The sequence below is a fragment of the Novosphingobium panipatense genome (genome assembly GCF_900182875.1).
Lineage (GTDB): Bacteria > Pseudomonadota > Alphaproteobacteria > Sphingomonadales > Sphingomonadaceae > Novosphingobium > Novosphingobium panipatense.
Genome location: NZ_FXUI01000006.1, coordinates 65,265 through 79,053, shown reverse-complemented (window position 1 = coordinate 79,053; position 13,789 = coordinate 65,265). Strand labels below are relative to the sequence as shown.

The following is a 13,789-nucleotide window of genomic DNA, read 5'->3' as shown; positions in this document are numbered from 1 at the left end:
TTGCAGCCCCGGTGCCGCTTCTCCTTGTGAGCCCGCGCGCCATGGCTCAGTCGCAAGCGCGCGACATCGGCGAAACAGCGCCCGCCGTCTTTGCCAACGATTCCATTTACCGGGAGCGGCCCAGGCGGATCGGCAACATGAGCCTAAGCCTCGGGCTGGAGGCGAAGCTGGAATACGATAGCAACGTCTACGCGGAACCACGCGATCGAAACGACGACATCCGCACCGAGATCATGCCGCGCATGCGGTTGGCGACGGCGCCCGGTCCCTTATCGGCAGAGCTAGGCGCCTCGGGAAACATCCGGCGGTTCGCGGATCTCAAGACCGAAAATGCCGAAGCGTGGAGCATCGACGGCGCACTGCGTTGGGCGCCCACCGATTCCTCGGCAGCGTCCGCCCGCGGCTTTGTGCAGCGAGCGATCGAAGAGCGCGGCGATCCGGAGTCCAACGTCAGCCAGCAGACCGGGCCGCGAAAAATTGACGTTCTCGGCGGAAACCTGCGTTATCGGCGTGACAGCGGGCATATACTAATCGACGTGGAAGGTGCGGCAACGCAATACGACGCGGTGTCGCAGCGCGACGCGGACCGTGACTTCACCAACTACAACGCCCGGGCGACCTTTGGTCTGCGTACGCGCTCCACGGTTTTCCTGACCGCGACGGGATTCGTCACGCGCCGCGACTTCCGCCTTGAAAAAACAGCAGCCGGCACGGGTCGGAACTCGACGACGTTCGGCGGCCGCGTGGGTGTCGACATTCAGCCGGGCGGGCCTCTCGAAGGCAACTTTTCCGCCGGTGTATTCCGTTTCGATCCCAGCGACGGGGGCGTGAAGGGGAGGACGGGCATCTCGATCGCGGGAAGCCTTGTCTACCGGCCACGCCGTCGAACGGCGATCCTGCTGGATGTTTTCCAAGGCGACGTGGCCACTTTCCGCACGGGTGCCCAGCAGCGCACGGACACCTCGTTCCGGCTAGCCGTGCAGCAGGAGATCCGCCACGACCTGTTCGCCACGCCGACGTTCGGTTTTCGACAGACCAAATATAACGGGTCAGGGGACAAGCAGAGAATATTCACTGTTGGTGGAGAGGTCGAGTACGTGATCTCACGCAGCATATCCGTTGTTGCCATGGCCAGCTACGGTGACCGGGATGCCGAGATCGACGCGAGGGACAGGTACAAGCGCTTCAGGGGCGGCGCTTCGGTCCGGATGCGTTTCTGACGAAGCCCGGTGCCCCTTTATCGCCCCTATTCCAACCGTCACGGCGAAGCCAGACGATCGTAGATCCTTGAAATCTGACGTACGTGATGCTCGCTTGAGAAGCGCAGACGTGCCTGCGCGGACGCCACTTCGCGCATGGCCTGCGCCTTGACTCCATCCGCCAGAAGTTCGGCCGCAGCTGCCGCCATCGCGTCCGGATCATCAAGGGGGCAGAGCACGCCGCAGCCGCCATGGAGAGCCTCGGCATTTCCACCGGAATCGGTTGCTACCACCAGGGTGCCCACAAGCATGGCCTCGACGAGCGTGCGTCCCAGCGGTTCGCGCGCAGCCGGCACCAGCAGAAGGTCGCAACCGGCGAGCCATTCATGTCCCGGCGAACAGTAGCCCATCATATGGACGGCGCCCCTGCGCATCGCTTCTATCCGTCGGGGCAGCGCATCGCCCAAGTCTGTATTGCTTTCGTCGCCGAACATGAGGCCTGCCACCGGCCGTTCGCTCCTCTCCGCCAGGCGCTCGACGGCAGCCACAAACTCGAGCGGCCGCTTTCGGCTGATGAAGTTGCCGAAATATCCGCAAAGGACGGTGTCTTCCGAAGCGCCGATGCGCTGCAATATTCGTGCCCGCATACTGGCCCGATCCGCTTGTATCGCCGTGTTGAAGGGGCTGTAGACAACCTGTGCCGTACTTAAGGCTCCCCGCTTCGTCGATGGAAGGGCAAAGCGTGAAACCGTCACCACCTGGCTGGCGAGGACCGGGGCGACGTGACGCAGGCCTTTGGCCTCCGGATCACCCCGGTGGTGCCATAGCAATCGCGCACCTGCGATCCGCGCGGCAAGCGCCCACGAAGCATGAGTCCGTCCGTCGTTGGTATGGACCAGTGCGACGCCCTCGCAACGAAGGAACCGGGCCCGCTTCATGGCACCCGAAAGGGCCTGCACCGCCTTCAGCAGTCCGAAGGGCTCCCCCGGAACGAACGGTCGCGAGGAGCGAGCGGGGTCGGCCTTTTGTTCGTATCCCGCGAAGCTGCGCGCTATCTTCCCGCCGGATACTTCCGGAACGAGGATGATCCGATAGCGCTCATGGTCAAGACCTTCCAACAGACCGCGCACGGAGACGTGACTTCCGCCCAGTTCGTCGCCGGAGAAAGGGAGGCAAATGGTCGGCCGGCCTTCGACCGGCGCCGGCACACGCGGCGCAAGGCCCGTCATGGCAAAAGCGTTCAAAGCCCCATACTCTTTTCGCGGAAGGTCAGGAATTCCTCGAAGTTGGCGATGCCGTCGCCATCCTGGTCGGCCCAAGGATCGGCAGCGGCCGGATTCATGCCCTGCGATCGTTCCCACGTGTCATCCATGCCGTCCTTGTCTGCGTCCGAGTAAGGAGCTGCGGTTGGCTGGCGCGGTATGGCGGGGTTCGGATAGTTGATGCGCCCGGTGCGGTTGCGCACGTCGGCCACCACTTGTGCATCGATCGCGTCTCTCGGAAAGGCCCCGGACTTCAACAGGACATCGGCGTAGGCCACGGTCGCAGCTCGCGGCGGGGCGGTGAGCGGACAGGGCGATGTCGTCACGACAGCGGCTTTGACTTCCGGGCTGATGTGGCTGAACGATCCCACGAATGCATTGTCCCACATGTAGATCTTGGCCATGCCGCGTGTGCCGGTGGTCTCACGCGCGATGCCGCGGCTCCCCGGGTTCGTATCGCCCCCGGCAACGAATGTATTGCCTACGATGGACACAGGTGTCCCTCCGTAACTTTCCCATACCTCCGCAAACTCGGACTGCGCGTTGTAGAGGATGTTGTTGACCACCTCGACACAGGACGCCGGCGGGAAGTTGATGTCTGGATTGCGATCTCCATTGTGCGCGCAGATGTTATTCACGAACGTCATACGCTGCTTGTCCTTCGGATCGCTTGCCAGCAGGGCGCACTTGTCATGCTTGGGAATGCCCCAGGCGAAGATCGAGTTGCTGATCGTCACGTCGTCGTTGTCACCGAAACCGTTGATGACCTCGTCCCTCGCCCAACTGCCGCTGACGTGGTCGATAATGACTCGGGTGCTGTTCTCGATGGTGATGTCGTCTTCGGCGCCCTGGAAGCCGCCTATCCGGTCCGTTCGCACCCGGACGTGGCGGATGATCACGTCGGTCGTATCCTTGATGACCAGCGGCGTCCGACCGTTGTCTCCCCCGCCGTGGGAGAGCGTGATGCCGCCACCTGGCGCCGTTTGCCCGGCGATGGTGATGTACGGGTTCACGATCCACGGAGGCCTGGAGGTGAACCGGATGACGCCGTTCACGCGGAAAACGCAAACGCGCGGGCCCCGGGCTTCGATGCAGGCGCGAAGCGTGCCGGCTCCGCTGTCCGCAAGGCTCGTCACGTGGATTATTCTGCCGTTCCTTCCGCCTGCGGCCAACGCCCCGTAGCCGAGGGCACCGGGGAAAGCCTTCTTCCCCGCAAGATTCTTCACCGCAGGCTGCTGGCCCTGAGCCGGAGCGAAGAGGAAGAGCGCTGCCGATATGGAAAGAGCGGCAAGCGCAACGCTGCGCAGCCTCCTTTCGGGCTGAGGCTTGCGCGCCGCAATGAGCTTCGCCACCGGCATTTCGGCCTCCCTTGTCAGACGATCGCAGCCTCAAGGCGCGAGCGCCTGCCCCAAGCTGAACGACTGAACCTATCCCGCCCCCCCGCACGCGGCCAGCTACCAATAGGGCGTAGCGAACCGGGCCTTCTAACTCGTATGTGCTACCCTCTCTGCACCACCGCCTGACCTCCCTCGCCTTTGCTCCAGAGAGCCGGGCCGCCCATCATAGGGTCATGGCAACAGCAACGTTCAAGGCTTCGCCGGATAGCGCTCCGAGACGATCGCATGGAGTGCCTCGTGGGCAGGAGCGTACGCCCTTCCAGGCATCCAGCATTGCGACCCCGCAGGAACGCGTGGTGGCGCTCCTCCTGCCCGTGGCGGCATTCTTCCTGTCGTGGTGGCAGGTGGGCCGACTGCCCAACCTGAACATTTCGATTTGCGACATTCTGCTGCTTGTCTGCGCGGTCGCGATCCTCACCTCCCGAGGGCTGAACGGCGCTATGTTCGGGCGCATGTCGATCGCCTGGATCATGGGTGTGATCCTGTTGATCGGGGGAATGCTCGTCGGATCGCTGGCCCATGGCGAGTTCCTGCGCTGGCCGGTCGTCGGCGGGCAATACGCCTTTGCGTTCCTGCTTATCCCGATGCTGCTGACTACCTGTTCACGATCCCTGCTGGAGCGTTGCGCCATCGCCTATGTGCTTGGTGTGGCGACGTCTCAAGCGATCGGCGTCGCTCTGACCGGAACGCTCGATTACGAAACGATCACCCGATATGTGAACCGGCACGTCGTGACCGGCAACGGGCGCCTCGGTGCCATGACCGGCGAGCCCAACTCGAACGGTGCAGTCTGCACGTTCGCGCTCATCTTCCTGTTGCACGCGGTCATAAACAACCGAATCCGTCGGGTCTACGCGGCCGGACTGGCGCTGCTGATCATCGCGGGCCTCGTGGCCAGCGCCAGCTTCACCGGAGTGGCTGCGGCCACCATAGCGGTCCTGCTCGTGCTCGTCCTGTCACAGCTTCGTTTGGTGGTCACCCTGGCGATACCCGTTGCTCTTGCGATCACCGCCTATGTCGTTCTCGACGGACCCGTTCCTGCCGCATTCGAACAACGTGTGGGCGAAGCGGTAATGACCGGCGATCCCACAAAGGCGGGCACGTTCGTGGGCCGGACCGTGCTCATAAAGGAAGCCTGGGACATGGCGGACCAGAACCTTGTCATAGGCCTCGGGAGCGACGGATACCGGCGTACCAGCGTCTACGGAATGCCGGTGCACCAGCTCTACCTGCTCGTCCTGAACGAGGGCGGCGTGCTCTCTTTCCTCGGCCTGTGCCTGATCATGGTCGCCATGCTCGTGGAGGCGATCATACTGATGGGGCGAAACAGGGTGGACGGCGTGTGTTGCCTTGCCGGCTTTGCCGTCTTCTTCATTTACACGATGTCCCTTCCGCACATGTTCGGGAGGATGTGGAACGGGCCGCCCCTCCTGCTGTTCGCCCTTGCCAACGCCGGGATCCACGCCCTCGGGCAACGTGTGCCGGCGGGAATACGTGAGCACCATCGGCGGGTCGCGCCTTGAGACAAGCAAACAATCCGGCTGCAGGAGCCGCCTGGACTCGTCGGGCAGGCGGGCTGGCGCAAGTCTGGCTGAAACGCTGGCGCGGCAGCGCGCTGCTGCGTCCGCGCCTGATCAGCGTTGCTCATCTGCTCTCCGGCAACCTTGGCAACGTGACGCTGATGATGGCGAGCCTTGCGATCGCCACGCGTGCGCTTGGTCAGCAGGAATTCGGGGTGATGGCCGTCGTGCTTACGATCGGCCGCGTGTGCGAGCGGTTCGTCCGCTTTGAATCCTGGCAACCGCTCGTCCGCTTTGTAGCGGCTGAAGAAGAGCGCGGCGATCCGGGGCGTCTGGCCTCGCTCTATGCTTATGGCCTTCTGCTGGATATCGCCGGATCGTGTCTTGCCGCCATACTGACGGTAATGGCTGCATGGCTGATAGGGCCGCTGGTGGGGTTGGATCCCAGCCATGTAGATCTGGTCGCGATCTACGCCCTCGCCATCGCTTTCAACATTCGCGGGATGGCCAGTGCAGCCCTGCGGCTCGCCGGCAAGTTTCGCGTTCTCGCATACATCCAGCTGGCGGGATGCCTCTTGCGCCTGGCGCTCTCCGCGATCCTGCTGGCGGGCGGGGCTGGCCTCGTCGGGTTTGTCGTGGTCTGGACAATCACCCAGATCTTCGATGCCTTCCTGTTCAATCTCCTTGGCTTCAGGGCACTTCGGGCGACAGGGGTGCCCAACCCGATCTTCGCGGACAAGAGCGACCTGCCCGGGCGTTTTCCCGGCTTCATGCGGTTTGCGATGTCGACGAACCTGTCGTCGATGATCGGCACCGTCACTCACGAGATGGACACGCTTCTCGTCAGCACTTTCGCGGGGCCGAAGGCGGCGGGGCTCTATTACCTTTCCCGCCGCATCGCACGGGTTGCGCAGACGGCAGGCAACATGATCCAGACGGTAATATACCCTGATCTGGCCCGGCTCTGGACACAGGCCGGCGGGACCGCGTTGCGCCAGCTCGTCACAATGCTCCAAATGACACTGGCAGCCATGGCCCTCACCGCCATCGGGGCCTGCTGGCTGGCCGGCAAACCCGCGCTCGATCTTGCGTTCGGGGCGGGCTACGCGGAGAGCTACCCCATGCTGCTTGCCCAGCTTGTCGCCGTGATGCTGACACTGCACGCCGCACCGGCACGTTCGGCCCTTCTTGCGATGAATCGGCCCACGCACGTGCTTTTCGCCAGCGTGGCGTCCTTGTGCGCCTTCCTTGTCGCAGCATTCATGCTGGTGCCCCGCTACGGTGGCATCGGCGCAAACCTGGCCCATGTCGCAGCCGGCGCCGCCGCCGTGGTGATTACCGACACCATCTTCTGGCGAACCCTGAGACGGAGGGCCGCAGTCGCCGCAGTGGCGGGAGCCGAAGCATGAACGCACAAGCCGCACGGGTGCCGCAAGCCGACGAGCGCCAGTCCGCTCGGATCTGTTCGATACTGACGAGTCTCACGTCCGGAGGCGCAGAAAACCTGGTCACGAACCTAAACGTCGTATTCGCGGCCGAGATCGTGTCGCCCACGGTGCTCACGATGTGCGAGGCAACAACGCTGGGCAACTCCGCCTCGATGGAAGCAACCCTCGGAAGGCGCCTTGCGGACGCAGGATGCCACGTGCGATCACTGTCCCTTGGCGCCGGACGTGGCCTGCTGAAGAGCTCCCTCGTCCTCAGGCGCTTCCTGAAACGGGAGCAGCCGCAGCTTGTTCACGCCCATACCGTGCGGGCGGCGCTCATGCTGGGCCTGGCGGGCTACCGCGGTGCCGTCGTATGCACGCACCACAACAGCCGCTTATCGTTTCCACCCTCCCTCTTCAGGATACTCGACCGTATCGTGGATCATTACGTGGCGATAAGCGCCGACGTGGCGGGTCTCTACCGCAGTCACTCCCGACGCCCGTTCACCGTGATCCCCAACGCGCCGGCACCGAGCCTGCGAGCGACCTCCCCGCGCACGCGAACGGATTCGCGTCCTCGCATCCTGACCGTGGGGGCTATCTCCCAGCAGAAGAACTATACTCTCCTGATCGAGACTGCGCGAGTCATGCAGGCGCGTGCCGGTCCGGGACGGCCCGCGCCTCTCTTTCGCATAGCCGGCGGAGGAGCGGATCTCGCGCGGCTGCAGGCACAGGTTTCATCGCTCGGTCTCACGGATATCATCGAGTTCCTTGGCGAGCGAGCGGACGTGCCGGATCTCCTGGTCGAGAGCGACGTCTACCTGAACACTTCGCTTTACGAGGGATTCTCGATCGCCATACTCGAGGCCCTGTCCAGTGCCGTTCCTGTCGTTGCCACGGACGTGCCAGGCAACAGCGGCCTTGTTCGAACCGGCTATAACGGCCTGCTTTGTGCGGAACGTCCAGAAGCCCTGGCGGCTGCGATAGAGCGAGTGACCTCGGAGTCCACCTTGTACCGCCGCCTTTCGGAAGGCGCCCTTGCTTCAGTGGCCAATTTCACACTGGATGGAGCCGCACGGCGCCACCTCGATCTCTATGACTCGCTTTTGCGCAGGAGGGCTGCTCGAAGGGACTAGTCTCTATTGGAGCGCCATTCTGACGGATGCCCTTTTTGCCGCCTGTACGATCCGAAGCATACTCTCCTCAAACGCGAGCGGTCGAATGCCGCCTCGCACGCCGACTGGGTGGAGAAGCTAAATGTCGAATGCGATTACGGCAGGAGCCGCCGGCAACGTACCGAACCGATACAGAGGCCGGGCCGCTCCGCTTGAACCGACACTGAGCGGCGGGGCCATGAACCAGCAGATCGGGCCGCGCGACCTCATGCGCGTTCTGTATCGCTATCGCGGTCTGATGCTGGGCATCGTCGGCGTCGTTTCGCTGCTTGTTCTTTTTCAGCAGCTGCTTTCCCCCACGCTTTATCGTTCGACGTCCAACCTTCAGATCGAGCTTATCGACGAGGTCGGTACGAACCAGGCGGATGTCAATTCGCGCAACGCGGAGCGCGTCGCCAATGCCGTAAGGCTCCATCGCTCCCGCTCGGCCGCAGAGCAGGTCATCAAGGACCTGAACCTGCTGGAGGACCGCCGCTTCCTCCGCGAGTTGGGCAGCAGCCCGCCCCAGAAGAAGACGCTGTCGCAGGTCGCCACAAACCGGTTGCTGAGCATGATAGCGATCAACGCGCAGGCCGGCTCCGACCTTGTGGAGATCACGGTCACGTCGCGTTCGCCGGAACTGGCCGCCGCGATCGCCAACCAGTTGCCGGCATCGGTCCGCGCGCTTCGCCTCACGATGAGCAACGAACGCCGCGCCAAGCTGCTGAAGTCGCTGCTGAGCGACCTGAAGGTGCGCGATGAGGCGGCGAAGAAGGCCGCCAGCAACGTCGCGGAATTTCGACAGAAGAACCAGATGCTTGTTGGCAGCGGTAGCGAGGAGGATCTTGCCCAGATCAACCGTGTGGCAGCGCAAAGCGCCGTAGCCAGCGCCGCACGCGACGGCGCTCTGGCCCGCGCCGCGGGTGTCGCACGGGCCGCCGGCATGCGCAGCACGGCAAACGCGACTTCGGGATCGCTTGACCAGCTTGATCGTCAACGGGGCGAACTGCTTGGCGAGATATCGCGGCTAGGCACCAGCCTGGGACCCAATCACCCGGACGTGAAGCGTCTCAACGCGCAGCTTTCCGTTGTGGAAGGCACCATCGCGGCCGAACGCAACCGCGTACAGTCGGCCGCTCAGGCGGTAAGCAGCGCCGAGGCATCGCGCATGACGGAACTGGCCCGGAGCGAAGCCGCCAGCGATTCCGCGCAGGCGCTTCGACTCTCCGGTATCGTGGCTAGCCTCAACGGCAAAGCCTTCGCGAATTCGCGCAACATGGTCGAACTCCAGCGCCTCATGCGCGAGGCAAGTCTCACCAACGATGCTTACGAATCGGTTGTTAGCCGCGTCGAACAGGTGCGTGCGCAGATGCAGAACGAGGGTGTGTCCTCGTCGCTGCTTTCGCCCGCCGTGCCAAACTTCGACGCAGTGTCGCCGGCGCCCTTCAAGATGACGCTTACGGCGATGATCAGCTCTGCCGTTCTGGCTTTCCTCATCGCATTCACACGCGACTTCATGGATGATCGCCTTCGTACCATGGTGCAGATCCGCCGTCTGTTCGGTCTGCCCACATTGGGCATGTTGCCGCTCATGGATCGTGATCTTCCTGACGATCCCAACCAGAGCCCCGTCATCCAGGAGCCCCAATCCCTTTTCGCGGAAGTCGCCCGGTCAGCCTACTGCGAAGTGCGTGCGCTTCGTACCCGCCCCGGCGCACAGGTCGTCCTCATCAGTTCGCCGCTACCGGGCGACGGCAAGTCCACGGTGTCGTTGACATTGGCCGCAGCAGGGCTGGCGATGGGGGAACGCACCGTCATTCTCGACCTCGACCTGCGCAAGCGGGGCGTGCTCCAGCAGCTACAGAACGAAACGATGGCACCCGACCTCGTGGACGTGGTCTGCGGGCGAGCGGACCTGGACAGCCTCATCGCAGCGTCCGGCAACAGCGGGTATGACGGAGTGCTTCCACTTCCAGAGGACGAGGGACGACGCCAGATGGTGCTCCTGAGTGCGAAGGAACCCGTGGCGGAACCTGCCGTCCTGCTTTCGTCGCGTCGCCTTCGCGAACTCCTGAGGCAGCTGCGAGAACGGTTTGACCTGGTCATCATCAACGCACCGGCTGCGCTCGCTGTGCGCGACGCGAGGGCCATGTGCCTCTTTGCCGATCACACCATCATGGTGTCCCGCTGGGGCCACACGACGGCGGACCAGATGCGCGCGGCCCTGGAGATGCTCGACAGCAGCGTAAGCGGCGTGATCTTCGATCAGGTCGACTATGCGGAGCACGCAAGGCGGCGCTATGGGGACTCGGTGCAGTTCTACGCGGACAGCGCATCGTATTACCAGGGTCCCGTGCCGATGCGGCCGACCTTCGCGGAGCGGGCCCGCCGCTTTACCCAGCCCCTCTGGCGGCGGACCGCTGAGGCCTGATGCGCACGCCCGCCATGAGGCTCGGCCAGTGGATGGCGCGTGGGGCGGCAGGCATCCTTCTGATGCTCGCCCTCCCGCTTTTGGTCCTGCTCGCCGGGGGAGTGCTCCTTTCGCTGGGGCGGCCGGTTCTCTTCCGGCAGCAGCGGGCGGGGCGGGGCGGCGTTCCCTTCACGTTGCTGAAGCTGCGCTCGATGCGAAACACCTGCGATGCCTCGGGCCGCCCTCTGCCCGACGAGGCGCGTGTCACTCCTTTCGGCCGATTTCTTCGCCGCAGTCGCCTCGACGAGCTGCCGGGCCTGTGGAACGTGGTCGCTGGCGACATGGCCTTTGTGGGGCCCCGCCCGCTCCTGCCGGAGACGATCGCGGCGCTCGCAATGCATGGTGTCCAGCGTGGCGCGGTTCGGCCTGGCCTTACAGGCTGGTCGCAGGTCAACGGCAACACGCTCCTTGCGCTTGAAGAGAAGATTGCCCTCGACTTGTGGTATGTAGCCCATTCCAGCCCATTGCTGGACCTGCGGATACTGCTCCTGACCGTCTGGGTGATGGTCGGCGGCGAGCGACGTGCGTAAGGTGACCTTCTGGCTCGCTGAGCCCGACCGACCCTGATGAGCAGGGTGCGTTGCTTCAGCGCACCCTGATTTCGTCCAGGGACTCAATGGCATAGACGGCGGTGTGAGCCGGAGTCGGCGCGAGCTCGAAGTGTACGCGCTCCGGCCGCTGGATCTGCACCGTTAGCCAGCCACGCCGGCGCGGCTCGACGAAATCCTTGGTCGGGTTATCGGCGATATACACGTGGTCCTCGGGAGCCCGTCTGGACCATTCCTCGACCAGTTCGAAGGCAAGCGGGTGCGGTTTGCCGCAGTCGGGGCCGAGGCTGGCGGTGAGGATGATCCGCTTTAGATAGTTGCCGAGCCGCAAGGCCTCGGTCTTGTTGCGCTGGCAGATGAGCGGGCCGTCGGTGATCAGAGCGCCGGGTACGCCCCGCAGCCGCCGCAGGAGGTGAGCGGCGTCCGGTGCGAGGCGAATCTGCGGCTTGTGCGATCGGTAGACCTCCACAAGCTCATTGACGCTGGGCATTCTGTCAGCTTGCTTCAGATCCGCCAGAGCATGATCAAAGATTGCCCGGCGTATGCCTTTGTCGAACAGATCCTGGCAAGCACCGCCGAAGCCGCGGATGGCGTGGCGTTCCTCGATCCATGCTCCTATTGCCTCGAACCCGCTTCGCGCGTAGTCGCGCTCAAGATAAAGCGTGTCGTCAAGATCCAGTACGATGACACGGCCGCTAAGGTCGATCATGAAAGATCGCACTGTCGTAGCGAAGCATGACCACGTCCTCGCGCCAGTCCATCGTGGCACACTCGCCGCGACCGGCCAGCCTGGCTATAAGGCTTTCAGCGAACCGGCCGCCAGCGCGATCCGCCAGTGGATAACCGCCGCCAAAGCGAGCGTTGATCTCGAACACGCATGGCCCACGGGACGGGTCGTCGATGAGCTGGAAGCACAGGGCGCCTCGCGCACCCGGCAGAGCCTTGGCGACTTTTTCCGCGATCTCGATAAAGCGCGTCTCGCGTACGGTCCGGCCCTTTTCCACCTCGCCAGCCCGGATCGAAAGCCGGCGGTGAGGGACGGCGGAAAGCAGGACGCCATCATCGGAGAGATAGATGTTTACGGTGTACTCATCCCCGCGCAGCAACTCCTGCGCGAGCATGGGCTCTTCGTAATCGTTCCTGATCTGGTGAGGCCCTTCGAGGACAGCAATCCCGCGGCTCGCGCTGCCTGCCACGGGCTTCACGAAGAACGGCCCTTCCCAGCAGCCGTCACCATTCGCCATCTTCTCGATCCTGGAGGTTCTCGGGACGGGAACGCCCATTGCTCGCAAGACTTCGACCGTCAGTTCCTTGTCGCGGACGATGTCGATGGTGGCAGGGGAACTGATGTGGACCTCGGTTCCGATTTGCGCGAACTGAGAACGGGCGTGTGCCAGCTGCTCAAGTTCGGTGTCGATGGTCGGGACCAGAAGATCGATCCGGGCATACGAGCAGTAATCGAGCAAAGACGTCACATAGCCGGGGTCGGTGCAGCGCGGCACCGCGAAACTTATATCGGCGGACAGGCAGGCCGCGCTCAGTTCGGGCATGAGATCGCAGGCATGAATCTCGGCATGGAACCCCTGTTTTTCCGCAGCTTCGCGAAAACAGTTGATCAGCTCCACCCGCCGCCCTGCGGACGTGAAAAGGATGCGTAACGTTCTCATAGGACTTACCTCCCTTTGACGGCTACATGGATCGAAGATCTCGGTGGTGAGGCTGAGGAATAGCGGGGCTCAAGCGCGGCATCCCACAAACGCAGCACGCGTTCAGGCCTGAAGCGGGCGACGGAGGCTCGAGCAGCCTTCCCCAGGCGGTCCCGCAGGCCTGCATTGGCCATGAGACGTGCCAGTGCCCTGGACAGGTCCTGAGCGTCTTCCTCAGGAACAAGGAGGCCGGTGACGCCATGTTCAATGAGATCGGCCGGTCCGAACTCGCAATCCACGGCGGCAACGGGCAATCCTGCCGCCATCGCCTCTCCCAGAGCGTTTGGGAAACCTTCATAGCGGGAGGACAGCACGAACACGTCGGCTTCCGCCGCCCAGGACCGGGGTTGCGGGCTCAACCCACGCAGGTTCGCACGACCGCTCAACCCCAGCGCGTCGATCTGCCTTTCCAACGCCGCCCGGTCCGGCCCTTCCCCCCAGATATCCAGGTTCCACTCCGGATAGCGGTGGGAAATGGCGGCGAAGGCTTCGAGCAGGCGATCGAAACCCTTCTGCCGCGTGAGGCGCCCAACGGCGCAAACGCGGTTTTGCTGCCTGTTTCCCGTTCCAGCTTCTCCTGCAGGGACCGGGTTGGGGATGACAACGATCCGATCCTGCAGCGAAGCACCGAAGCAGCGGCGGACCCCCTGCGTCTGACAGATTATGAGGTCAGCCCTTCTGTAGGCCAGTCGCAAGGCCTGATTCCAGAACGGGTGAGCGTCCTGACGCCGCGGATTGTTCCGTTCCGAGCACACCAGCCGGACGTCCATGCCGAAGGTGGCAAGCGCTGCGATCAGGTTGATCTTGGTCAGGAAGGACACGACGACGTCAGGCTGAATATGCGCGAGCCGTTTGCGCAGCGCCCAAACCCGCTGTGCAGTGCCGGCGACGGAAAGCCGGTGAAGCCCGACCTCGGCGGGGAACACGTGGTAGACCGGGTCCTCCAGATCATCGAAGGAAACGATCTCCACGCGCTTTCCTGCGGAAAGCCAGTGATGCGCCAGCTGCGCGATGACCTGCTCTGCTCCGCCGGCTCCCAAGCCGGACGTGACGATCGCTATGCTCTGAGGTGCGTCACGCGATGGAAGCACGGCTTGGTCCTTGAA

At 63.7% G+C, this 13,789-nt stretch carries 11 protein-coding genes; 6 read left to right on the top strand and 5 right to left on the bottom strand.

The genetic code is table 11. The features are described from left to right. Positions 1 to 11 precede the first annotated feature (11 nt). Entirely contained in the window at positions 12 to 1,220 is a 1,209-nt protein-coding gene (locus QOL62_RS11275) for an outer membrane beta-barrel protein (protein ID WP_283406299.1), read from the top strand. A gap of 38 nt (positions 1,221 to 1,258) precedes the next feature. On the opposite strand, the gene QOL62_RS11270 is transcribed toward QOL62_RS11275, so the two are convergent. Together QOL62_RS11270 and QOL62_RS11265 are read right to left on the bottom strand one after the other, a co-directional pair. Beyond that, entirely contained in the window at positions 1,259 to 2,428 is a 1,170-nt protein-coding gene (locus QOL62_RS11270; RefSeq protein WP_283406298.1) for a glycosyltransferase family 4 protein, read from the bottom strand. 11 nt (positions 2,429 to 2,439) lie between these two features. Next, positions 2,440 to 3,819, bottom strand: a complete 1,380-nt coding sequence (locus QOL62_RS11265) for a pectate lyase family protein (RefSeq protein ID WP_283406297.1) — start codon at positions 3,817 to 3,819, stop codon at positions 2,440 to 2,442. A gap of 212 nt (positions 3,820 to 4,031) precedes the next feature. Here QOL62_RS11265 and QOL62_RS11260 point away from each other — a divergent pair, with 212 nt between their 5' ends. The 5 genes from QOL62_RS11260 to QOL62_RS11240 all read left to right on the top strand — a co-directional run bounded on the left by QOL62_RS11260 (position 4,032) and on the right by QOL62_RS11240 (position 10,959). Beyond that, positions 4,032 to 5,381 carry an O-antigen ligase family protein gene (locus tag QOL62_RS11260; RefSeq protein ID WP_283406296.1) on the top strand — a complete coding sequence of 450 codons (1,350 nt, stop codon included), beginning with the start codon at positions 4,032 to 4,034 and terminating at the stop codon, positions 5,379 to 5,381. Next, positions 5,378 to 6,787 (top strand): lipopolysaccharide biosynthesis protein, encoded by a 1,410-nt coding sequence (locus QOL62_RS11255; protein WP_283406295.1) that lies wholly within the window; start codon positions 5,378 to 5,380, stop codon positions 6,785 to 6,787. The genes QOL62_RS11260 and QOL62_RS11255 overlap by 4 nt, the downstream gene beginning before the upstream one ends. Next, the gene (locus QOL62_RS11250) at positions 6,784 to 7,941 is read left to right on the top strand and encodes a glycosyltransferase (protein WP_283406294.1); all 1,158 of its coding nucleotides are present in this window, start codon (positions 6,784 to 6,786) and stop codon (positions 7,939 to 7,941) included. Before QOL62_RS11255 ends, QOL62_RS11250 begins: the two co-directional genes overlap by 4 nt. A gap of 121 nt (positions 7,942 to 8,062) precedes the next feature. Then, positions 8,063 to 10,390: a GumC family protein gene (locus QOL62_RS11245; RefSeq protein ID WP_103730826.1), complete on the top strand. Its 2,328-nt coding sequence runs from the start codon at positions 8,063 to 8,065 to the stop codon at positions 10,388 to 10,390. Beyond that, positions 10,390 to 10,959, top strand: a complete 570-nt coding sequence (locus QOL62_RS11240) for a sugar transferase (protein ID WP_283406293.1) — start codon at positions 10,390 to 10,392, stop codon at positions 10,957 to 10,959. Before QOL62_RS11245 ends, QOL62_RS11240 begins: the two co-directional genes overlap by 1 nt. A gap of 55 nt (positions 10,960 to 11,014) precedes the next feature. Here the strand turns inward: QOL62_RS11240 and QOL62_RS11235 are convergent, their stop codons facing one another. Genes QOL62_RS11235 through QOL62_RS11225 form a run of 3 tightly spaced genes read right to left on the bottom strand, consistent with a single transcriptional unit; the run spans position 11,015 to position 13,774 of the window. Next, entirely contained in the window at positions 11,015 to 11,686 is a 672-nt protein-coding gene (locus QOL62_RS11235) for an HAD family hydrolase (protein WP_283406292.1), read from the bottom strand. Further along, positions 11,673 to 12,644 carry an ATP-grasp domain-containing protein gene (locus QOL62_RS11230; RefSeq protein WP_283406291.1) on the bottom strand — a complete coding sequence of 324 codons (972 nt, stop codon included), beginning with the start codon at positions 12,642 to 12,644 and terminating at the stop codon, positions 11,673 to 11,675. Before QOL62_RS11230 ends, QOL62_RS11235 begins: the two co-directional genes overlap by 14 nt. A 5-nt stretch (positions 12,645 to 12,649) precedes the next feature. Further along, on the bottom strand, positions 12,650 to 13,774 hold the full coding sequence (locus tag QOL62_RS11225; RefSeq protein ID WP_283406290.1) for a glycosyltransferase family 4 protein: 1,125 nt from the start codon (positions 13,772 to 13,774) through the stop codon (positions 12,650 to 12,652). Positions 13,775 to 13,789 lie beyond the last annotated feature (15 nt).